Raw genomic sequence first — 21,028 nt, forward strand, 5'->3', positions numbered from 1 at the left:
ACACGGGCCACTGGGATCGGCGGGAAGATGGCAACGTTGACATGCTGACCTCGGCATTTGTTGGGGAGATTGCCGGCCGCTCCGTCGTCGACCGATACGAATGTTCTAGCACCGTAGAGTGTGATCCTTGCCACGCATTACCATTGAATGGAATTCGGTACGGGCGGGGTACGCCGCTGGCAATGAAGGAGTGGCAGCGTGGCCAATTCGGTTTCCGGGGACTCGGTGGTGGACCGGGTGGTCCGGGTGATTGAAGCGTTCCCCGAGGGCGCCGACGCCCTGCAGCTCTCCGAGCTGGCCGAGCGCGCCGGGCTGCCGCTATCCACCGCGCACCGCTTGGTCCGCCAGCTTGCGGGGCATGGCCTGCTGGAACTTGGCGCGGGAGGACATGTCCGTTTGGGGCTGCGTTTCTGGGAGCTCGTTAACCGGAATTCACCCACCCTGGCGCTGCGGCAGGCGGCGATGCCGTTCATGGAAGACATCCAGCAGGTGCTCAAGCAGAACGTCAACCTCGGTGTGCTGGAAGGGTGGGAGGTCCTTTTTGTGGAGCGGCTTTCCCGGCCGGGCTCGGTGGTGAACCGCGCGCGGGTCGCCGGGCGCATGCCCCTGCACATCTCCTCGGCCGGCATGGCCCTCATGGCGTACCAGCCGCGCGGACTCCAGGCAGACTACCTTGAGCAATTCGATGATCCGGAGGGGAAGGTGACGGCCGACGTCGTACGCCACCGGCTCGCGGAAGCCGTCCAGCTCGGGTACGCGCAGCTCGCCGGCGTGGTGGATCCGGAGACGTGGGGCATCGCCGTCCCGGTGCTGGACGCGAAAAAGCGCGCGGTGGCGGCGCTCGGCGTCGTGGTTCCACTGGCGGAAGTGCGGCTGCAGGCGCTGGTTCCCGCGCTCCAGACGGCGGCGCGCGGGATCGGCCGCCAATTGGGTGATGTCCGCGGATTCCGTTCAACGGAATCCGTGTAACGCCCGTCACCGGGCAAAGTCCACACTGTTCCCAGACTCATCACACCGCAACGAAGCGAGGAACACCGTGGCACGCACACCCATCACCACCCAGGTCGCCATCATGGGCGCCGGACCGGCAGGGCTCATGCTCTCCCACCTGCTCGCGCAGCAGGGCATCGACTCCGTGGTGGTGGAGATCCGCAGCCGCCGGCAGATCGAGGAGACGGTGCGCGCCGGGATCCTTGAACACGGCACGGTCAACCTGCTGGTCGATTCCGGCGTCTCGGATCGCGTGCTGCGCGAAGGCGACCGGCACGACGGCATCGAGTTGCGCTTCAACGGCGAAAGCCACCGCATCGACTTCAAGGAACTGGTAGGGGAGTCCGTGTGGCTCTACCCGCAGACGGACGTGTTCATGGACCTCGCCGCGCGCAGGGAGGCCGACGGCGGCGACGTCCGTTACAGCGTCACGGACACCAGCGTCCACGAGCTCGAGGGCAAGCCAAAGGTCTGGTTCACGGACGCGGACGGGCAGGAGTTCGAAGTCGAGGCCGACTTCCTGGTGGGCACTGACGGTTCCCGCAGCCACTGCCGGCGCCAGGTTCCGGAGTCTGCACGGACCCAGTACTTTCACGAATACCCCTTCGCCTGGTTCGGCATCCTGGCCGAGGCGCCGCGCAGCGCCGAGGAACTCATCTACGCCAACTCCGAGCACGGCTTCGCCCTCATCAGCCAGCGCTCCGAGACCGTGCAGCGGATGTACTTCCAGTGCGACCCCACGGAGAATGCGGCCGACTGGGACGATGAGCGGATCTGGGCCGAGCTCCGCAAGCGCGTCAACGGCAACGGCTTCGAGCTCAAGGAAGGGCCGGTCCTGGAGAAAATGGTGCTGCCATTCCGCAGCTTCGTGCACACGCCGATGCGCCACGGCAACCTCTTCCTCGCGGGCGACGCCGCGCACACCGTCCCGCCCACCGGCGCCAAGGGCCTCAACCTGGCCATCAACGATGTCCGGCTCCTGGCCGAGGGCCTCGAATCCTTCTACAGCTCCGGTTCCACCGGGCTGCTCGATTCCTACAGCGACCGCGCCCTGGACCGGGTCTGGAAGGCCCAGCACTTCTCCTACTGGATGACCTCCATGCTGCACACTGTTCCCGGCGCCGACGACTTCAGCCGCGCCCGACAGCTGGGCGAATTGCGCTCGGTGGTCTCGTCCCGGCATGGGCAGGCGTACCTCGCCGAGGCGTACACGGGGTGGCCGGGGCGGTAGTTGTTCGGGCGCGGGCCCTGGCGGCAGCCCTGGTTGAACGCAGACTCCCCGGAAGCCCCGATAAGGGGTAACCTGACTCTCTTCTTCTCGGAGTTGGCGGACGTTCCAGGGGGCGCTGCGTGAGTGACGCAACGGAAGCAGTGATGTTGGACCTTGTGGGGTTGTTCCCTGGCTTTGGCCCCGTCCTGGCTGAGCATCTTGAAGACAATTTCGATGAGATGCTTCCTCACCTGGCGATGTCGGATTTCGTCAGGTGGCTGGTAGAGCAGTACTACCTGAATCCAGCAGTTTGTGAATCCGCATGGGCCTGGTTGGAAGAGTCCTTTGACGAGGGGCCCCAGGATGTTCGAAATCTCATTGCTGTTAGTGCAGTCGAGATGATCCCCGATCCGGGCGATCCCGGCTCCGGAATGCGGGACATGCTTGGGCCCTCACTCCGTGAAATGGATGACTGGCTCCAATGAAGGAAGAATTGCGCTGCGGTGTGAAGAAGACAGGGGACCTGGTGTGGAACTGGTGGGGCGTTTCCTAATTTGGCTCTCGATCGTCCTGATCGCAGCCTCTCTCGCCACGGCTGGCAGATTCCGCTTTCCTGTGAAGGAAGGCTCACGGACAGACGTGTTCTTTCAACGTCTGCAATTGCTTGGCGTTGTCATCGCTGCCGTCGTCGAACTCGTTCTTCCGGCGGTGACAGGGTGGCGAGGCCTTCCGGTCCTTGCCTACACGGCCGCGGCGCTCCACTTGGCTTCCCTGACGGTCTATCGAGTAAAACTCCGTGCCGTTCAAGGCATCCGGCCCGGAACGACGGGCAGCCATTCTGTCAACGAACAGGACCTCCGCAGGACTCGGTGGCCGTATCAGACTCTGTTTGCCGCCGGCTACATGATCCTGCTGGTCTATGTATTCACGGTCTACCGATTCTTCTTCTAGAAGTCCGGCGGCATCCGGCTCGACGTCCCGGTGGCGAGGCGATCAGGCGTACCTCGCCGAGGCGTACACGGGGTGGCCGGGGCGGTAGTTGTTCGGGCGCGGGCCCTGGCGGCAGGCGACATAGTGACCGACGGCGACAGCACGGCATCGGCCAGTCACCTTGGTGGCGCCCAGCCACGGTCGGGCGCTGCTTCGCTGGTCGTCCGGATGTGGCAGTGGAGACGCCTGCGCCGTGTTCATGTCCTAAGAGGGATGTGATGGTGATTCCGCCGGGGTGTTTGGTGGGGGTCCACGTGCGGAGGCGGGATGAACCAGTGGGCGCCGGCCTTGACCGTGATTTTCCACTGTTCTTTGTGGATGACGTGGTGATGGTGGCTGCAGAGCAAAGTGCTGTTCTCCGTGCTGGTAGCGCCGCCGTGCGACCAGTAGTTGATGTGGTGGGCCTCGCACCAGGGCGCCGGCATGGTGCAGTCCGGGAAGGCGCAGCCTTGGTCCCTTGCGGTGATTGCTTTGCGGATGTGGGGCGGAAAAATCCGGCTCGTGCGGCCGATGTCCAGAACGCGGGAGTTGGTGCCGAGAAGGACGGGAATGATGTCCGCATCGCAGGCGATCTTGCGGATGATGTTGGGATGGATCGGGCCCTGGAACGTTGCCGAACCGCTGCTGGTACGCGGGCTCGTTTGGGAGCGGGCCGTGGCTGCGTGGTTGAGCTGTCCGAGCAGGTCCCGGTAGCCGATGGTCACCATGACCTGGGGCCGGAGGCCGCCGTTAGTCGGCAGTTCGCCGGTGGTCAGGGCGACACCGCAGGCCCCGACCAAGCCGTCCAGTAACTTTTGTGCGCGGGAGCGGCGATCCAGCTCCGGGGTTCCGGCCGCGGTGTCCTGCAGCCGGGGGTTGCCGGCAACGTTCATGACCGTGGTGAGTGTTTCGAATTGTTCGGCGGTGGCGAAGATTTCCAGGTGGCGCAGGCCGTGCCGGGGCTTTCGGATGAAGGCGCCTTGGAGTTGGCGCAGTGCCTCCTCGCTGGGTTCTGCGCCGTCCTGGTCGATCGCGTCGGTCCAGCGTTTGGCCGTTTTCACGAGGAAATCGGGGTCGGATTCGGCGGCCACGGCGGTCAGTTCCTGTTCTAGTTGGTTGACTGCGTCCTCTTCGATGAGGTGGCGCACACTATCGAGTGTGGCGCTGACGACAGTCGCGGACCGGGACGGCACCCGCGCTGAGGCAACGGCCGCGGCGAGTACTTCGCGCCGCGGTGGAATGTCCTGGCCGGCCACGCCAGCGCTGGACAACACCTCCGGGCCGAGCGCGAGCCGGCGCCGGGCTTCGCTGATGCTGATCCGCAGCCTGGCCCGCAGGAACTCCGCTGCGTTCCGGTACCCGTCATCTGCGACCTCGGCCAAAGAACGGCCTGCCGGCATCGAAGCGCCGGAACCAGCGTCCGGTTCCGTCCACCCGGTGCGCCAGCCGGGCGCCGACGACGGCTTCTTCTTCCGGGCCTCATGCCGGGTCCGTTCCACGGCGTGGGCGGCGACGAGCTGCAGGTACTCCACCGCCCGCGAGAGTTCCTCGACCCTGCCTGCGAAATCCGCGGCTTCCGTGAATCCGAACAGGCGTGCTTCTGCGGCGGCGTCCAGGCGGAGCGATGCCAGCGCCTGGCCTGCCCGTTCGAGCGCATCTTCCACGCCCCGGGCCGGGCCGCCCGCCAAATGGCCGCGCAGAGGCAACACCGCTGCCGACGTCACCGTCCGCGGAGCCGTGAGCTGAGCAATCCCGTCCATGCATCAACTCTGCCAGTGGGGTCTGACAATATAAGGTCCGCCCGTCCCGTTTAGCGCCCGACGGCGGGAGGTCGCCGTCGGGCGCTTCAGTTAAGGTCGGCGCGCCCTAAGTTAATGGACGCGGTCACCAGTGTCACAGCACCGGCGCCAGCGCCGAGACCAAACCGAACAGGTCCTTGGGGTCGTCGGGGTTGGCCACGAGGTCGATCTCCTCGAAGAAGGCTGTGCCGGCAACGGAGTCCCGGACGTAGCGCAGCGCGGAGAAGTCCTCGACGGCGAAGCCCACCGAATCGAACACCGTGATCTGCTCCGGCGAGGTCCGGCCCGGCTTGGTGCCAGCCAGCACCTCGTGGAATTCGGTCACGGGGAAGCCGGCGGGCAGCTGCTGGATTTCGCCTTCGATCCGGGTCTGCGGGGTGAATTCAACGAACACCGCGCCGCGGGTCAGGATGGCCGGGTCCAGTTCGGTCTTGCCGGGGCAGTCGCCGCCGATCGCGTTCAAGTGAACGCCTTCGCCGATCAGCTCCGCGGTGAGGATCGTGGCCTGGGCTTTGTCGGCCGTGCAGGTGGTGATGATGTCGGCGCCGGCCACGGCATCCGCGGCCGATGCGGCAACGGTGACCTCGAAGCCCAGCGGTTCGACGTTCTTGAGGAACTTCGCGACCGCCGCGGGATCCGTGTCCCAGACTCGCAGCTCGCGGATGCCCAACGCGCCGCGGAACGCCAGTGCCTGGAACTCGGACTGGCTGCCGGTGCCGATCATGGCCATGACGCGGGAGTCCGGGCGGGCCAGGCGGCGGGCGACCATCGCCGACGTCGCTGCGGTGCGGAGGGCGGTGAGGACGGTCATCTCGGCCAGGAACGTGGGGTAGCCGTTGTGGACGTCGGCCAGCATTCCGAAGGCCGTGACGGTCTGGAAACCGCGGGCCGGGTTGGCCGGGTGGCCGTTGACGTACTTGAAGCCGTAGCTTTCGTGGTCGGATGTGGGCATCAGTTCGATGACGCCGAACGGAGTATGGCTGGCAACGCGGGCGCACTTGTCGAACTGCTCCCAGCGGCGGAAGTCGTCCTCGATGTACTCGATCATCCCGGCGATGACCTGTGCGGGGCCGTGCTCGGCCACCCAACGGACCATGTTCCGAACGTCGACAAAACGCGCCATGGCGTCCTCAATTCTGTAGGCATCAATTTGCTTGTGAGCCACAGTACGGAGGGACGGTTTGCATGCTCAATGGCAGGATTGCCGACCTTTTGAACAGAAACTAGGCGAATTGCTGGGCGCAGCCCTACATTATGTTGATGGCTGAGCTTGATGACCTGGACCGGCGGTTGATTTCCGCGCTGCGCGGGGACGGCCGCGCTCCGGTGGCCGCGCTGGCCAGGGAACTCGGCGTGGCCCGGGCCACCGTGAACAGCCGGCTTGAACGGCTCGTGTCCTCGGGTGCCGTGGTGGGCTTCTCGGTGCGGGTGCGCGACGAACTCGATCCGCTGACCATCCGTGCCGTCTCCCTCATCGCTGTGGAGGGCCGCTCCACCGACAAAGTGATCCGGCAGCTCCGCGGCTTCCCCGAAATCAGCGCGCTGCACACCACCAATGGCGGCTGGGACCTCGTGGCCGAACTGCGCGTCGAGGACCTGCCCGCCTTCGACGCCGTCCTGGGCCGCATCCGTTCGATTGACGGCGTGGTGAACAGTGAAACGAGCCTGCTGCTGAGTTCGGTCCTGCGGTAGGCCCGACACAGACCCCTAGCGAGTAAGCCCTATCGACACGCTGAGGTCCGTGCTACGACTGGGATGACGCACAAACCCGGGAGAAGCCATGACTGAAGAACAGCCTGTCCTCGTAGTTGGAGCAACCGGCTACCTTGGCGGCCAGGTGGTGGACGAGCTGCTCAGCCGCGGGAAGCGGGTCCGGGCCCTGGTTCGTCCCAAGTCGGACGCGGGAAAGCTGGAAGCCAAAGGCGTGGAGATTGCGCGTGGGGACATGCTCGACGCCGGTTCCCTCGTCACGGCGATGACCGGCGTCGCGGCGGTCATCTCGACGGCGGCCGGCTACACCCGGAACGACCGCAACGCCGAGGCGATCGACACATTCGGCTATGCCAATTTCGCCGTGGCCGCCAACCTCGCCGGGGTTCCGCGCGTCGTGCTGATCAGCATCCTCACCTGCGACCAGACGCCGCACGTTCCGCATTTCTGGCACAAGAAACTCGCCGAGGACAAGCTCGAGGAGCTTGGCGTCCCCTTCGTCGCCATACGCCCGGGAGCCTTCTTCGACATGGTCACGCAGATGGGCGACCCGTTCGAGAAAGGCCGCATCATGTGGTTCGGCTCGAAGGGCGCGCCGCTGAGCTTCGTCCTGACCAGCGACCTTGCCGGGTACCTCGCCGACGCCGTGGACGCGGACGTCGCCGAGGGCGAGCGTGTCGACATCGGCTGGAGCCGCCCCGTGAGCATCCTGGAGGCCGCGAAACTGGCATCAGTGCACACGGACAAGGACATCAAGGTCATGTCCATGCCCACCTCGGTGCTCCGTGTCGTCGGAAAAATCACGGGCAGGTTTATGCCGCTCATGAAGGACATGGCGGCCATGGCAACCTGGTTCGACACCGGCAGGTACGTGGCCGACACCAGCAGCCAGGCCCGGCTTTTCGGACCGGTCCCGACGCCGGAAGACGCCATTGCGCGGCTGGCCGCCAGGATGGGGCACTAGGGAGTTCTAGACCTCGACGCCGGCCAGCAGCCTCTCGCCGTTGAAGAACTCCAGTTCCCAGCCGTCCACCGGGTGGTGGTGCACCAGGTTGAGGGCGGCGTTTTCGACGCTCGGGAGGGTCCGGCCCGTGGCGCGGTCCAGCGCCAGCCGGATGAGGGTGCCATGGGCCACCACCAGGACGCGGCGGCCGCGGAACTCCTCCGCGAGGTCCTCCAAGGCACCCAGGCCGCGGGCCGCCGTCGACTCTTCACTCTCGGCTCCTTCGAAACCGCCGGGGATGCGCACGGCATCCAGTTCCGGACCGGCCTGCAGGCCTTCGGCCTTGCCGTACCCGCGCTCGATCAGCCCCGGGAGGCGGCGGGCCACGCTCAGCCCGAGCCCCGCGGCGATGACATCAGCGGTTTCCGCGGCGCGGCTCAGCGGCGAGGACACCACGGTGTCCCACTCGTATCCGGCCAGGGCCGCGACGGCGTCACGGGCCTGGCCGCGGCCGATTTCGTTCAGCGGAATGTCGGTGGATCCCTGCAGCCGGCGCTGCGCGTTCCAGTCGGTCTGGCCGTGGCGGACGAGGGCAAACGTCGTGAGGGTCATACGCCCCATTCTGCCAAGCCCGCGGTGCAAGCCCGGCGAGTGTGACGGTACCCCTGCGCGCGAGCTGCCTTGGCCGCGGTTAGTATTCTCGGCAGGCGCAGGACAGAAAAAGGGGAGCGATGGCGGGAAGCACGCGGGTATTCCGGCCCCTGTTCATTACGAGAATCGCGATGTTTGCGTTTGTCCTAGTTTGCCTGGTCTCCCTTTGGACTGAGTTTGGCCCGGCGCTCGTGGCGGCGGAACCCAATCCCTTGGATGTCGCAGCGCTGGCGGTAATTGTCGGTGTGTTCCTCTGGATCAGCTGGCGGAGCTGGCATCTGGGCGTGCGGTTGTCCGATACCGAGGTGACGGTTCTCGGTTTCTTCCGGGACCGCACCGTGCCGCGCTCCTCGGTGTCCGAGGTGAGCCTGGATGCGCAACTCGTCTGGTACGACGACGAAGAACGGTTCCGGACGACGCCCATCGCCGCCTTCTTCGGGATCCGTGGCGGGCTCGGTTCGTGGGTTGTAGAGCGGAACGAGCGCATGCTCGCCGAGATCCGCCGGGAAATCCTTGGCGAGCCCGAAAAGTACGTGCCGTACGTGGATGACCGCAGCTTTGATTCGCCGAGCTACCGCAGGCCCCGGATCCGGAGGCGCCCGCTGAAGCACGTCGGACGGTACAAGTCCTTGGTGGATGTTTTGCCTGCTGTCGCGATGCTCGGCGGGAGCCTGCTTTTCACCGCGTTCGCCGGATGGACGCTGTTCAATGCCGTGCAGTGGATGACTGGCCAGGTGGAGTCCCCCGTATGGGTGCGCCTGGTTTTCAGCGTGGATCCCTACTCCCGCGATGACGCGATCTTCTCCGTGGTCTTCCACTCAGTTCTTGCCGCAGTCGCTCTGGGACTGACCGTTCGCCTGCTTTACCTCGTCTTCCGGCCGGGGCGTAAATACTTGAAGTAACCTCAGCTCCCGTGAGCTCCGCGTCGCTGACCCACCCGACGAAGAAAGTTCCTCACCTCGCGGTTGAAGGCATCAGCGGCCTCCAAGTTGCTCAAGTGCCCGACACCCGGGAGGACCACAAGCTCCGACGCAGGCATTCTAGCGTTCAGTTCCCGCCCCACTTCCAGCGGGGATCGCGCGTCCAGTTCGCCGTGCAGCACTACGGTGGGCACGTCGATGTCCGGGAGAACGCCGCGCAGGTCAGCATTCGCCATCGCCCGGAGCATTGTCAGGTTGGCTTGCGGGCGGATATCGGACATCAGGGAGAGGGTCTGTTCGACCAACCAAGGCGGCGCAGACGCGGTCAGCATCCCGGACAGGTAGTTTGGCAACCATTGGCTGGGAGCGGCCGTGACATCCTCCCGGACCCGCTGGATCCGACGCTCCACCTCCTCGACCGGCAGCTGATCCTGAGGCCCGAAACCATGACCGCGTCCATTCATGCATTCTGGCCCGCGCGGCAGGGCCGGACAACCACGCTCCGGCGGTCCGGCCCTGCGCGGCTCCTAAGCCGGGAGCCGGCTGCCGCGAACTTTGTGGCCGGACAGGAGCGGCGCGAAGAACGCGGCGAGTTCCGCCGTCGCGCTCAACGGCAGCACGTTGGCGACATACTGGTCCGGGCGGACCACCACCACGACGCCCCCGCGGTCCAGGCCGCGGAGCTCGAAGATGTCCGATTTGGGGTCGGTGGCGTAGATCTTTTCGTAGTCGGTGAGCCGGAACGGGCCCACGGTGGGCTTGAACACCGCCGGCACGCGGCCGATGTCCACGCCGGTGTGCGGCTGCTGGTAAATAACCTTGAGGTCAAACCATGCGTCGGGGTCAGCGTCCGACGGCGTCGCGGCCAGCGGCGAGTCCGGCGCCGTCGCGATCCACTCGGCGAAGTCCGCCACCGGGCCGGCCGCGCCGGCTTCCGCGGCGTCGGCGAACACGTAGATCCGCCAGCGGCCGTCCGCCTTGGCGTGATGGCCGAGGTGCATCGGGTTGGTGTCGCAGACGCGGGCCACGGGGGCCGACTTGAAGCGCTTGCCGATGGTGAAGCCGCTGGCGAGGTCCTGGTGCGTGGCCTCGCCGACAATCAGCGACGGCGTGTACTGGGTCATGAACCCGGCGGGGAACTCGGCGGTGCGGACGTAGAACTCCTCGAGCTCCGAGGGGTCGTCGAACTCCTCGGGCTTCTTGGCCATCATGGACGACCATTCCTTGTCGAAGTCGATGAGGTTCTTCGCCACCACTTGGCGTTCGGCCGAGTAGGTGGAGAGCAGGCTTTCCGGACTGCGGCCCTCCAGCACATGCCCGAGCTTCCAGCCGATGTTGAACCCGTCCTGCATGGAGACGTTCATGCCCTGGCCGGCCTTGGCGCTGTGCGTGTGGCAGGCGTCACCGGTGATGAAGACGCGCGGGGTGCGGCTGCCGAGGTGTTCGGGCAGGACGTCGTCGAAGCGGTCTGTGAGGCGGTGGCCCACCTCGTAGACGCTGTGCCAGGCAACGTTGCGCACGTCCAGGGTGTAGGGGTGCAGGATCTCGTTGGCCTTGGCGATGATCTGTTCGATGGTGGTCTGCCGCACCGCGTGGTCCTGGCCGGCCTCGCCCAGGTCCACGTACATGCGGAAGAGGTGGCCGCCCTCGCGGGGGATCAGCAGGATGCTGCCGCTCTCGGCTTGGATGGCGCACTTGGTGCGGATATCCGGGAAATCGGTCACGGCCAGGACGTCCATGACACCCCACGCGTGGTTGGCCTGGTCGCCTGCCATGGTGCAGCCGATCGATTCGCGGACCTTGCTGCGTGCGCCGTCGGCACCCACCACGTACTTGGCGCGGACGGTGCGCTCCTGCCCTTCCAGCGGACCCGCGGTGTGGAGGAGCGTCACGGAAACGGGGTACTCGCCGTCGTCGTCCACTTTCAGGCCGCGGAACTCGTAACCGTAGTCGGGCTTCATCCGGCTGGGGGAGTTGGCCATGTACTCGGCGAAGTAGTCCAGCACGCGGGCCTGGTTCACGATCAGGTGCGGGAACTCGCTGATGCCGGTGGGATCGTCGACGGCGCGGGCGGCCCGGTGGATCTTCGACGGGTCCGCGGGGTCCGGCTTCCAGAAGGCCATCTCGGTGATTCGGTAGGCCTCGGCGGTGATCCGCTCGGCGAAGCCGAAGGCCTGGAAGGTTTCGACGCTGCGGGCCTGGATGCCGTCGGCCTGGCCGATCGCGAGGCGGCCCGGACGGCGCTCGATGACGCGGGTGATGACGTCCGGGAACTGGGAGAGCTGCGCCGCGGCGAGCATGCCGGCGGGGCCGGTGCCCACGATGAGCACGTCCACTTCGTCCGGGAGTTCTTCGGGGCGGTTCAATCCGACGCCGGCAGCCGGCTGGACCCGCGGGTCGCCTGATACGTATCCGTGGTGGTGGAACTGCACGGGAGGTCCTCACTTCTTTGTGGGTTGTTCTAATATAGAACACATAGTTCTTTATTTGAACTCGAATCTTGCTCAAGACTGTACCGCGGTGTGACGTGGCTGACAAGGTGTGGGTGGTTGGGGGTGCGCTCGGGGGCGCGCACATACTGCTGGATCACTCGCAGGCCCCGCCGGTCCGCCCGCGGCTTTCCGGGCTCGGCGACGTGCTCGGCGGGGGTGATCCAGCAGAATGTTGCGCGAGTGGGGCCCGGATCCAGCGCGCAACGCCGCGTGGTTGCCAGGCTTTAGTTGGCCCGCAGCGGCCACGGCGCCCAACCATCGGGAAGCCTGGCCAGCCGCGCACGGGCGTTGTCGAGGCGGTCCTGCGGGACTGGACCGTGGTTGCCACTGCCGCTTTGCGAGCCGTCATCAAATGCCAGCCTCATGCCGACGTCGCCCTTGCTGCCCACCCATTCGCTGTAGCCGCCGGATGTGACGCCTTGGATGAGGCGCTCCAACTCCTCTGCTTCGCAACCTGCCGTTTCGTCACAGGCATCGCAGCCACACTCCGGGTAGACGAAGTCGTGCAGCGTTCCGGCGTGGACCGCGAGCCCGGGAAAGTCCGTGAATACAAAAGTCAGCGGCGCGGCATCGGGATCCCGCGGGACTATCCGGACGGCGCGGACGGCGGTGATGCCTTGCCGCACCAAATCGTCGGCATGAGACAGCGTGGAGTCGACGTCGGCGTCGAAGGTCTTGGCGAGGTAGTCGATGACCGCGTCGGCCACCGCGTGTAGCGGGGCGAACCGTTCGGGGTGGCTGACCCTGCTGTACGCCTCCGACGGCGGCCCGTCCTCACCCCAGCGCTCGCCGTAAGGGATGGGCTCGCCGTCGTCGCCGCGGAAAACCCGGGCCGGCAGCGCGGGACGGACGAAGCGGGGTGCCATGGGCACAGGCTACTCCCGGGCGCACGGACTCAAACCGTGTTCGATCTCAAGCCCGGCGACATTCTGCTGGATCACCCTCGGGTTGCCGGCCCGGCACTCGCGGATTTCCGGGCTCGCGGTTTCGGTGGGCCGGAGGTGATCCAGCAGAATGTGGCTTTCGCAACTCACGGCGGTGACCACGCTCCCGGGGGCGGCTTTCTCGCCGCCATCAGCGTCGCCGCGCTGGCCAGTCTCACGGTATTTGCGACCGCTGCCGTATTTCGGCGATGCGGCCCGAGGGTTGTCGGCTAACAGGTCCGGGCACGGGGATGCCTACGATTGGTGTGGCATTTGGGAATTGAAGTTGCTGATTCACCTCGGCACGGAGCGGGAGCGGTCATGGCAACGGGCGGCGATGGGCAAGTCACGGAAGAACATGCGGGCCTGATCAACAAGTCCGTGGTCAAAGCGACGGTCATCCTGGGCGAGCTCGGGCGGCACCGGCAGGGAATCACGGTCACGGAACTGGCGCAGGCGGTGGGAATTACGCGGCCCACGGCGTTTCGCCTGCTTTTGAGCCTGGAGCAGACCGGCTTCGTGGCCCGTTCGGATAACCGCTACGCGCTCGGATGGCAGATGGCTCGGCTCGGACGCCTTGCCGATCCCTATTCCGGGCTGGTTCCCAGGGTGCAGCCGATCCTGGACGAGTATGCCGCGACCTTCGGCGAAACCCTCACGTTCATGATGCCTACCGGAGAAACCAGCTACGACGTAGTCGCGGAGGCCTCGCCCTCCCGTTTTCTGAATGCCTCGCATATGTGGGTGGGCGGCTCGTACCCGATGCACGCCAGCGCTGCCGGCAAAGTGATTCTGGCCGAACGGAGTGACGAGCAGGTTCTCGCTTCGCTCCCGAAGCGGCTTGAATCGTACACGCCAAAGACCATTACCAGCCGCAGCGCCCTGCTCAAAGAGCTTCGCCGCGTGCGTGAAAAAGGTTTCGCTATCCTCGACGACGAACTCGAGGAAGGCCTCTACGTCGTCGCCTGCCCGGTGCGGGATTCGGCAGGGAAGCTGCTCGGGGTGCTCGCCCTGAACGGCCCCAGCCAGCGGGTCAAGGCCGAAGACGCAGGTTCCCTCGCTGCGAGACTGCAAGCTGCCGCGGACAAGGTGGCCGGAGCACTGACCTAGCGGACCGGGGACTGCAACCGCCTTCGGGGTTAACCGCCCCGCAACGAGCGCGAAACGATTCCCCGGTATGTTTTCTGGCGCCGGTCCGCAACTGTAGGGCCAGCTCGTCGGTGCCGCCGTTCCCCGGCGTGCGCCGCATGGCGGGCAGGAAGAAAGCGGTCTCCATGTTCAGCCCCTTGTTGGCGTACGTACGCGCGGGGTTCCACCGCTGCAAGTCCTCAGCCGGCGAGGCTTTCAGGATGGCCTTCTGCGCGGTTGCGGCGTATGTGTTTGCGGAGTGGGTCCTTGGGCATGCGAATCCGGTATTCGCGGCGATCGCCGCCCTCCTTACCCTTCAGTTCTCCGCTGACTGGCGCACGCGCCGGGCCCTGGAGGTTGCCGTGGGTTGCGCGCTTGGGGTGGCGGCGGGCGTCTTTCTCACAGGCGTGCTGGGATCCGGTCCGGTCCAGGCGGTTTTGATCGTTTTTGTCGCCGTGCTGATCGCCAGGTTCCTGAACAAGAGCGCGGTCTTCGCCACCCAGATGGCCATCCAGGCTGCTTTGGTCGCCATGATCCCTTCATCGCCCGGGTCCTTCCTGCCGACCGTCACCGACGCGCTGGTCGGCGGGGCTGCTGCTTGGGTCATCACGATCGTCGCACCGCAGAGGGGCCTGAGGAGGCCGCGGAAGGCCACGCGGAAGCTGGCCTATGAAATCTCTGCGGTTCTCTACGGCGCGTCCCGGGCACTCGACCTGAACGACTCGGCCCTGGCATGGCACGCCCTGATCCGCGCACGTCATGGCGAGGCCGTTGTTGCGGAGGCCAATGAAGCCTTGGGTCGTGCGCTGGAAACCGCCACGATCTCCCCGCTGCACTGGCGGCACCGGGAAAATCTCCGGACGTCCCAGGCAGCGGTGGAAAAGCTGGACCTGGCGCTCCGCAACAGCCGGGTCTTCACCCGGCGCCTCACGCATGCCATCAATGCGGTGGCGCTCCCGGACCAGGGCACGCTCCGCCTCTCTGCCTTTCTGAAGCGTGTGGCCCGGGCGGTGACGGTCCTGGCGGACGGGTTTTGGGAACGGGACCGGCAGTTGGGGGCGGAGAAAGTTTCACAGGCGCTGGACCGGTTGACGAAACTGGGCGCTGAACTCGACCCTGCCCGATTCGGGGCGACAACCCTGGACGGGCAGGCCCTGGTCATGACGTTCCGGCCCCTGATGGTTGACCTGTTGCAGGCCGCGGGAGCCAGCCACGCAGAGTCTTTGGCCGCCCTTCCCAGCCTTATGGATTCACGCGGCGAATCCTTCCCGGAGCCCGTGCCTTCCCCGATGGAGGGCAGTTAGCTGTCCGGATGTCGTCACGCCCCGGCCGCCAGTTTCCGCACGACGCCGGCCAGGAGTTTCGCGCGTGACTCCGGTGTGCGCGCCTTGAGGAGCGGCAGGATGAGGGCGTACCGCGCGGTGCGGCCGAGTTGTTCGAAGGCGACGGCGGCGGCCGGGTCGGCGGCGATTGCCGCAGTGGCGTCGTCGGGGATTTCCGTGGTGCGCTGGGATTCGTAGGCCGCCTCCCACCGCCCGTCGGCCTTGGCTGCCTCGATTTGGGCGAAACCACCCGGCTGCATGCGCCCGGAGGCGATCAGCGCCTCCGCCTTGCCGACATTCACCCGCGACCAGGAGCTGCGGCTGCTGCGTTTCGAATAGCGCTGGAGAAACGAAGACTCATCGAAACCCTTGCGCTGGCCGTCGATCCAGCCGAAACACAGAGCCCCGTCCAGGGCATCTTCAATGGCCAGCAGGGGTGCTCCGGAGTTCTTCTTCCCGATAAGCAGCCAGGCCTCGCCCTCGGTGGCATGGTTCGCCTCCAGCCAGGCTTCCCATTCGGAACCGTCCCGGAACGCGAGCGGCTGGGCCTGCGTGCCCATGTCAGGCCTGCTTGGCGGCAAGGATTTCGAGGTAATGCGGGTTGCTCATCACGCCCAGGACATTCCCGAACGGGTCCACCACCGAGGCTGTGACGAAGCCGGAGTCGCCGCGCGGCGTGACCGGCTGGTGCTCCGTGGCGCCCATTGCGAGCAGCCTCTCCATGGTCGCTTCGAGTCCGTCGACGTGCCAGTACATGATCGCCCCGCCCGGCGGGTTTGCGGACTCGGCCGGCGGCCGGAAGCGGTTGCTGATGATGCCCAGCTCGTGCTGGTAGTCACCCACCCGGAACTCCGCGTACGCAAGGCGGCCATCGGGCCCGGGCCGCCTGAAATAAGGCTCAAACCCCAGGAAGTCCTGGTACCAGGCCGCGGCGGCCTCGACGTCGTCGGCCCAAAAACTGATCGTGCTGAAACCCCTCAGGCTCAATGCGATACCTTTCCCCCGTTTGTTTGCCGGCCACGGACAACGATGCCCGGGAAGGCGTGGCGCGTCAACGAATCCGTATGCAGGGGTTGACGCAGCTCACACTCCGCGGCATAGTTTTCGTATACGATTTCGTACCTGATGGATGCTCGACGACGAGGAGACGCTGTGTCGCTGCAAGAACTCAGCCCGGAGCTGCTGGCCCGGACGCGCAAGGTGATCGCGGTCCACATCAACTACCCGAGCCGTGCGGCGCAGCGTGGGCGCACGCCGGAGCAGCCGTCGTACTTCCTCAAGCCGGCGTCGTCGCTGGCCTTGGGTTCAGCGGAAAACCCCGGCACCGTGGAGCGTCCCGCAGGCTGCGAACTGCTGGGCTACGAAGGCGAAATCGCCCTCATCATTGGCAAGAGCGTCCGCCGCGTCAGCCCGGATGATGCCTGGGGCCACGTCGAATGGGTCACCGCCAGCAACGACCTCGGTGTCTACGACCTCCGCTACGCGGACAAGGGCTCCAACCTCCGCTCCAAGGGCGGGGATGGCTTCACCCCGGTGGGTCCCGGACTCATCCCGGCCGCCGCCGTCGACCCCGCCGCTCTGCGGATCCGCACCTGGCACAACGGCGAACTGGTCCAGGACGACACCACCGCGGACCTCCTCTTCCCGTTCGCCCGGCTCGTGGCGGACCTCTCCCAACTGCTCACCCTCGAGGAAGGCGACATCATCCTCACCGGCACCCCCGCCGGCGCATCCGTCGCGGTGCCGGGGGACGTCGTCGAGGTCGAGGTCACCGGCGGTGAGCTCAGCAGCGGCCGTCTGGCCACCGCCGTCGTGGAAGGCACGACGCCGTTCGCCGCCTTCGGCGCGCAGCCCAAGTCCGATGACACGCAGCGGGAGGAGGCGTACGGTTCGCGCGAAGCAGCCGGACTGGCGCCGCTTGCGAAGCCGGGGCTCGATCCGGAGCTGAAGAAGAAGCTCGAGTCCGTCGCCACGGCCACCCTGTCCTCCCAGCTGCGCAAGCGCGGGTTGAACAACGTCAGCATCGACGGACTGCAGGCCACCCGCCCGGACCGCCGGGTCGTCGGCCTGGCCCGGACGCTCCGCTACGTGCCCAACCGCGAGGACCTGTTCAAGACCCACGGCGGCGGTTTCAACGCCCAGAAACGCGCCGTCGAATCGGTCAACGAGGGCGAAATCCTGGTCATGGAGGCCCGCGGCGAAAAGGGCACAGGCACCGTGGGGGACATCCTGGCGCTGCGCGCCCAGGTGCGCGGCGCCGCGGCGATCATCACCGACGGCGGCGTGCGGGACTACTCGGCCGTCGCCGGGCTGGAGATCCCCACCTATTTCGCCAGCCGGCATCCGGCGGTGCTCGGCCGCCGGCACGTCCCTTGGGACACCGACGTCACCATCGCCTGCGGCGGCACCACGGTGCAGCCGGGCGACATCATCGTGGCCGACTCGGACGGCATCCTGGTGATTCCGCCGGGAATCGCCGCGGAACTGGTGGACGAGTGCATCGCCCAGGAGCGCGAGGAAGAGTTCATCTTCAAGATGGTCGAGCAGGGCCACAGCGTGGACGGCCTCTTCCCGATGAACGCCGAATGGCGCGCCAAGTACGAGGAATGGGGCAAGGAGAATGACTGAAACCGTCACGGGCAGCAAGTCCCAGCAGGCCTACGAAGCGGTGAAGGCCCGGATCGTGGAAGGCGCCTACACCCCCGGGTACCGCCTGGTGCTGGCCAAGATCGCCGAGGACCTGGGCTTCAGCGTGGTTCCCGTCCGGGAGGCCATCCGCCGCCTCGAAGCCGAAGGGTTGGTGACCTTTGAACGGAACGTCGGCGCCACCGTGTCCGGGATCGACCCCACCGAGTACCTCTACACGATGCAGACCCTGAGCATCATCGAAGGGGCGGCGACGGCGTTGTCCGCGCCGCTGATCGGTGCCGCGGACATTGCCCGGGCGCGCGCGGTCAACGAAGAGATGCGCGACTGCCTGGAACACTTCGACCCCGTCCGCTTCACCCAGCTCAACCAGGACTTCCACAGCGTCCTCTTCGAACGCTGCCCCAACCCGCACATCCTCGACCTCGTCCACCGCGGTTGGAACCGGCTCGCCTCGCTGCGCTCCTCCACCTTCCGCTTCGTCCCTGGCCGCGCCCGCGACTCGGTCGAGGAGCACGAGAACCTGCTCCGGCTCATCGAAACCGGAGCCGACGCCGACACCATCGAAAAAGCCGCTCGCCAACACCGCGCCGCCACTCTCGACGCGTACCTCTCCCAAGCCAAGCAGTAGTTAGGACTTCAACGATGACGACCTCCGTAGAAACCAGCACCCACTACGTTCCCGAAAACCTGCCCACCCACATCCAGCACTTCATCAACGGCGAGTTCGTCGACTCCGTGGGCGGCAAGACCTTCGACGTCCTGGACCCGGTGTCCAACAAGAACTACGCCACCGCCGCGGCAGGCCAAAAGGAAGACATCGACCTTGCCGTCGCCGCCGCCCGCGAAGCCTTCGTCAACGGCCCGTGGCCGAAGATGAAGCCCCGCGAACGGGCCCGCGTGCTCAACAAGATCGCCGACGCCGTCGAAGCCCAGGAGGACCGCCTCGCTGAGCTCGAAACCTTCGATACTGGCCTGCCGATCACCCAGGCCAAGGGTCAGGCCCTGCGCGCCGCCGAGAACTTCCGCTTCTTTGCGGACCTGATCGTGGCCCAGTTCGACGACGCCATGAAGGTCCCCGGTTCGCAGATCAACTACGTGAACCGCAAGCCGATCGGCGTCGCCGGCCTGATCACCCCCTGGAACACCCCGTTCATGCTTGAGTCCTGGAAGCTCGCCCCGGCCCTGGCCACCGGCAACACCGTGGTCCTCAAGCCGGCCGAGTTCACCCCGCTTTCGGCGTCGCTGTGGGCGCAGATCTTCAAGGACGCCGGCCTGCCGGACGGCGTGTTCAACCTTGTCAACGGCCTTGGCGAAGAAGCCGGCGACGCCCTCGTGAAGCACCCGGACGTGCCGCTGATTTCCTTCACGGGCGAGACCACCACGGGCCAGACGATCTTCCGCAACGCGGCCGCCAACCTCAAGGGCCTGTCCATGGAGCTCGGCGGCAAGTCGCCGTGCGTGGTGTTCGCCGACGCTGACCTCGACGCCGCGATCGACTCCGCCCTGTTCGGCGTCTTCTCCCTCAACGGCGAACGCTGCACCGCCGGCTCCCGGATCCTGGTGGAGCGCGCCATCTACGACGAGTTCTGCGACAAGTACGCCGCCCGCGCCAAGAACATCGTCGTCGGCGACCCGCACGACCCCAAGACCCAGGTGGGCGCCCTGGTCCACCCGGAGCACTACGAAAAGGTGGCCTCCTACGTGGAGATCGGCAAGTCCGAAGGCCGGCTCCTGGCCGGCGGCGGCCGCCCCGATCACCTCCCGGAAGGCAACTACATCGCACCCACGGTGTTTGCCGACGTCGCGCCCGACGCGCGGATCTTCCAGGAGGAAATCTTCGGTCCGGTCGTGGCAATCACCCCGTTCGAGAACGACGACGAAGCCCTCGCCCTGGCGAACAACACCAAGTACGGCCTGGCGGCCTACATCTGGACCCAGAACCTCACCCGCGCCCACAACTTCTCCCAGAACGTCGAGGCCGGCATGGTGTGGCTGAACAGCCACAACGTCCGCGACCTGCGCACCCCGTTCGGCGGGGTCAAGGCCTCGGGCCTCGGCCACGAAGGCGGCTACCGCTCCATCGATTTCTACACCGACCAGCAGGCCGTGCACATCACCCTCGGCTCCGTCCACACGCCTAAGTTCGGCGCCTAGACACAGCTCCGGCGCCTAACCTCCCGACCTTTCAACGAAGAGAGACCATCATGAACAACGTCATCCCCAAGCCTTCGGTCCCGGCCCCGGACATCGTCCGCTGCGCCTACCTGGAACTCGTGGTCACCGACCTCGCCAAGTCCCGCGCATTCTACGTGGACCTGCTGGGCCTGCACGTGACCGAAGAGGACGAGAACACCATCTACCTGCGCTCCTTCGAGGAGTTCATCCACCACAACCTGGTGCTCCGCAAGGGCCCCGTCGCCGCGGCGGCCGCGTTCGCGTACCGGGTGAAGTCGCCGGCCGAGGTGGACGCCGCCGAGGCCTACTACAAGGAGCTCGGCTGCCGGGTGGAGCGCCGCAAGGAAGGCTTCACCAAGGGCGTGGGCGACTCCGTCCGGGTCGAGGACCCGCTGGGCTTCCCCTACGAGTTCTTCTACGAGGTGGAGCACGTCGAACGCCTCACCCAGCGCTACGACCTCTACTCCGCCGGCGAGCTGGTCCGCCTGGACCACTTCAACCAGGTCACCCCGGACGTCCCGCGCGGCCGCAAGTACCTGGAGGACCTCGGCTTCCGCGTCTCCGAGGACATCAAGGATTCCGACGGCGTCACGTACGCCGCGTGGATGCACCGCAAGCAGACCGTGCACGACACCGCCCTGACCGGCGGCAACGGCCCGCGCCTGCACCACATCGCGTTCTCCACGCACGAGAAGCACAACATCATCCAGATCTGCGACAAGATGGGCGCCCTGCGCATCAGTGACCGGATCGAACGCGGCCCCGGCCGGCACGGCGTCTCCAACGCCTTCTACCTGTACATCCTGGACCCGGACGGCCACCGTGTGGAGATCTACACACAGGACTACTACACCGGCGACCCGGACAACCCCACCGTCACCTGGGACGTGCATGACAACCAGCGCCGCGACTGGTGGGGCAACCCGGTGGTCCCGTCCTGGTACACCGAGGCTTCCCTGGTGCTGGACCTGGACGGCAACCCGCAGCCGGTCATCGAACGCACCGACGCCTCCGAAATGGCCGTCACCGTGGGTGCCGACGGCTTTTCCTACACACGTAAGGACGACGACGGCGCGCCGGGTTCCGGCGTCGAAGGCTTCAAGCTCGGAGCACAGGTCTAGGCTGCCAGCGAGGGCTGCGCGAAGGA

General features: G+C 66.4%; 22 protein-coding genes. 14 read left to right on the forward strand and 8 right to left on the reverse strand.

Features of this window, described 5'->3' with window-relative positions; all coding sequences use genetic code 11:
* Positions 1–198 precede the first annotated feature (198 nt).
* The 4 genes from BLP88_RS10075 to BLP88_RS10090 all read left to right on the forward strand — a co-directional run bounded on the left by BLP88_RS10075 (position 199) and on the right by BLP88_RS10090 (position 3,151).
* Positions 199–969 (forward strand): IclR family transcriptional regulator, encoded by a 771-nt coding sequence (locus BLP88_RS10075; protein ID WP_074588887.1) that lies wholly within the window; start codon positions 199–201, stop codon positions 967–969.
* 67 nt (positions 970–1,036) lie between these two features.
* Positions 1,037–2,221 carry a 4-hydroxybenzoate 3-monooxygenase gene (locus tag BLP88_RS10080; protein WP_074588889.1) on the forward strand — a complete coding sequence of 395 codons (1,185 nt, stop codon included), beginning with the start codon at positions 1,037–1,039 and terminating at the stop codon, positions 2,219–2,221.
* Between the two features lie 119 nt (positions 2,222–2,340).
* Positions 2,341–2,685: a DUF7674 family protein gene (locus tag BLP88_RS10085; RefSeq protein ID WP_139163354.1), complete on the forward strand. Its 345-nt coding sequence runs from the start codon at positions 2,341–2,343 to the stop codon at positions 2,683–2,685.
* The gene (locus tag BLP88_RS10090) at positions 2,669–3,151 is read left to right on the forward strand and encodes a hypothetical protein (RefSeq protein WP_218871876.1); all 483 of its coding nucleotides are present in this window, start codon (positions 2,669–2,671) and stop codon (positions 3,149–3,151) included. Before BLP88_RS10085 ends, BLP88_RS10090 begins: the two co-directional genes overlap by 17 nt.
* A 236-nt stretch (positions 3,152–3,387) precedes the next feature.
* Here the strand turns inward: BLP88_RS10090 and BLP88_RS10095 are convergent, their stop codons facing one another.
* Positions 3,388–4,929, reverse strand: coding sequence for an HNH endonuclease signature motif containing protein (locus tag BLP88_RS10095; RefSeq protein ID WP_084111050.1), 1,542 nt, complete (start codon positions 4,927–4,929; stop codon positions 3,388–3,390).
* Between the two features lie 133 nt (positions 4,930–5,062).
* Positions 5,063–6,091, reverse strand: a complete 1,029-nt coding sequence (locus BLP88_RS10100) for an ornithine cyclodeaminase (protein WP_074588893.1) — start codon at positions 6,089–6,091, stop codon at positions 5,063–5,065.
* Between the two features lie 137 nt (positions 6,092–6,228).
* Here BLP88_RS10100 and BLP88_RS10105 point away from each other — a divergent pair, with 137 nt between their 5' ends.
* Both BLP88_RS10105 and BLP88_RS10110 read left to right on the forward strand, forming a co-directional pair.
* Positions 6,229–6,660: an Lrp/AsnC family transcriptional regulator gene (locus BLP88_RS10105; protein WP_074589031.1), complete on the forward strand. Its 432-nt coding sequence runs from the start codon at positions 6,229–6,231 to the stop codon at positions 6,658–6,660.
* A gap of 88 nt (positions 6,661–6,748) precedes the next feature.
* Positions 6,749–7,642 (forward strand): SDR family oxidoreductase, encoded by an 894-nt coding sequence (locus BLP88_RS10110; protein ID WP_074588894.1) that lies wholly within the window; start codon positions 6,749–6,751, stop codon positions 7,640–7,642.
* Between the two features lie 6 nt (positions 7,643–7,648).
* Here the strand turns inward: BLP88_RS10110 and BLP88_RS10115 are convergent, their stop codons facing one another.
* Positions 7,649–8,233: a histidine phosphatase family protein gene (locus BLP88_RS10115; protein ID WP_074588895.1), complete on the reverse strand. Its 585-nt coding sequence runs from the start codon at positions 8,231–8,233 to the stop codon at positions 7,649–7,651.
* A 251-nt stretch (positions 8,234–8,484) separates the two neighbouring features.
* On the opposite strand from BLP88_RS10115, the gene BLP88_RS10120 reads away from it, so the two are divergent.
* Positions 8,485–9,174, forward strand: coding sequence for a hypothetical protein (locus BLP88_RS10120; RefSeq protein WP_139163355.1), 690 nt, complete (start codon positions 8,485–8,487; stop codon positions 9,172–9,174).
* A 2-nt stretch (positions 9,175–9,176) separates the two neighbouring features.
* Here BLP88_RS10120 and BLP88_RS10125 read toward each other — a convergent pair whose 3' ends face one another.
* From BLP88_RS10125 to BLP88_RS10135, 3 genes are all read right to left on the reverse strand, one after another.
* Positions 9,177–9,656: an alpha/beta fold hydrolase gene (locus BLP88_RS10125; RefSeq protein ID WP_074588898.1), complete on the reverse strand. Its 480-nt coding sequence runs from the start codon at positions 9,654–9,656 to the stop codon at positions 9,177–9,179.
* A gap of 63 nt (positions 9,657–9,719) precedes the next feature.
* The gene (locus tag BLP88_RS10130) at positions 9,720–11,624 is read right to left on the reverse strand and encodes an FAD-binding monooxygenase (RefSeq protein ID WP_074588899.1); all 1,905 of its coding nucleotides are present in this window, start codon (positions 11,622–11,624) and stop codon (positions 9,720–9,722) included.
* Positions 11,625–11,908: 284 nt separating this feature from the next.
* Positions 11,909–12,550 (reverse strand): DUF6226 family protein, encoded by a 642-nt coding sequence (locus BLP88_RS10135; protein WP_074588901.1) that lies wholly within the window; start codon positions 12,548–12,550, stop codon positions 11,909–11,911.
* Positions 12,551–12,586: 36 nt separating this feature from the next.
* Here BLP88_RS10135 and BLP88_RS10140 point away from each other — a divergent pair, with 36 nt between their 5' ends.
* The 3 genes from BLP88_RS10140 (at position 12,587) to BLP88_RS10150 (ending at position 15,039) form a co-directional block, all read left to right on the forward strand.
* Positions 12,587–12,841, forward strand: a complete 255-nt coding sequence (locus tag BLP88_RS10140; protein ID WP_074588902.1) for a hypothetical protein — start codon at positions 12,587–12,589, stop codon at positions 12,839–12,841.
* A gap of 87 nt (positions 12,842–12,928) precedes the next feature.
* Positions 12,929–13,717: an IclR family transcriptional regulator gene (locus BLP88_RS10145; RefSeq protein ID WP_074588903.1), complete on the forward strand. Its 789-nt coding sequence runs from the start codon at positions 12,929–12,931 to the stop codon at positions 13,715–13,717.
* 239 nt (positions 13,718–13,956) lie between these two features.
* Complete coding sequence (locus BLP88_RS10150; RefSeq protein ID WP_175453535.1) at positions 13,957–15,039, forward strand: FUSC family protein; 1,083 nt, start codon at positions 13,957–13,959, stop codon at positions 15,037–15,039.
* A gap of 14 nt (positions 15,040–15,053) precedes the next feature.
* On the opposite strand, the gene BLP88_RS10155 is transcribed toward BLP88_RS10150, so the two are convergent.
* Together BLP88_RS10155 and BLP88_RS10160 are read right to left on the reverse strand one after the other, a co-directional pair.
* A complete protein-coding gene (locus tag BLP88_RS10155) occupies positions 15,054–15,617 on the reverse strand; it encodes a YdeI/OmpD-associated family protein (protein ID WP_074588907.1) in 564 nt (187 codons plus the stop codon).
* 1 nt (position 15,618) lies between these two features.
* Positions 15,619–16,044, reverse strand: coding sequence for a VOC family protein (locus BLP88_RS10160; protein WP_084111053.1), 426 nt, complete (start codon positions 16,042–16,044; stop codon positions 15,619–15,621).
* Between the two features lie 165 nt (positions 16,045–16,209).
* On the opposite strand from BLP88_RS10160, the gene BLP88_RS10165 reads away from it, so the two are divergent.
* From BLP88_RS10165 to hpaD, 4 genes are read left to right on the forward strand one after another with little or no spacing between them, the layout of a single operon-like run.
* Complete coding sequence (locus BLP88_RS10165; protein ID WP_373366888.1) at positions 16,210–17,685, forward strand: fumarylacetoacetate hydrolase family protein; 1,476 nt, start codon at positions 16,210–16,212, stop codon at positions 17,683–17,685.
* Complete coding sequence (locus tag BLP88_RS10170; RefSeq protein ID WP_074588913.1) at positions 17,678–18,334, forward strand: GntR family transcriptional regulator; 657 nt, start codon at positions 17,678–17,680, stop codon at positions 18,332–18,334. Before BLP88_RS10165 ends, BLP88_RS10170 begins: the two co-directional genes overlap by 8 nt.
* Before the next feature lie 14 nt (positions 18,335–18,348).
* Positions 18,349–19,860, forward strand: coding sequence for a 5-carboxymethyl-2-hydroxymuconate semialdehyde dehydrogenase (gene hpaE / locus BLP88_RS10175; RefSeq protein WP_074588915.1), 1,512 nt, complete (start codon positions 18,349–18,351; stop codon positions 19,858–19,860).
* Positions 19,861–19,910: 50 nt separating this feature from the next.
* On the forward strand, positions 19,911–21,002 hold the full coding sequence (gene hpaD / locus BLP88_RS10180; RefSeq protein WP_074588917.1) for a 3,4-dihydroxyphenylacetate 2,3-dioxygenase: 1,092 nt from the start codon (positions 19,911–19,913) through the stop codon (positions 21,000–21,002).
* Positions 21,003–21,028: the final 26 nt, after the last annotated feature.

The organism is Arthrobacter cupressi, assembly GCF_900099975.1.
In the GTDB taxonomy this organism is placed as follows: domain Bacteria; phylum Actinomycetota; class Actinomycetes; order Actinomycetales; family Micrococcaceae; genus Arthrobacter; species Arthrobacter cupressi.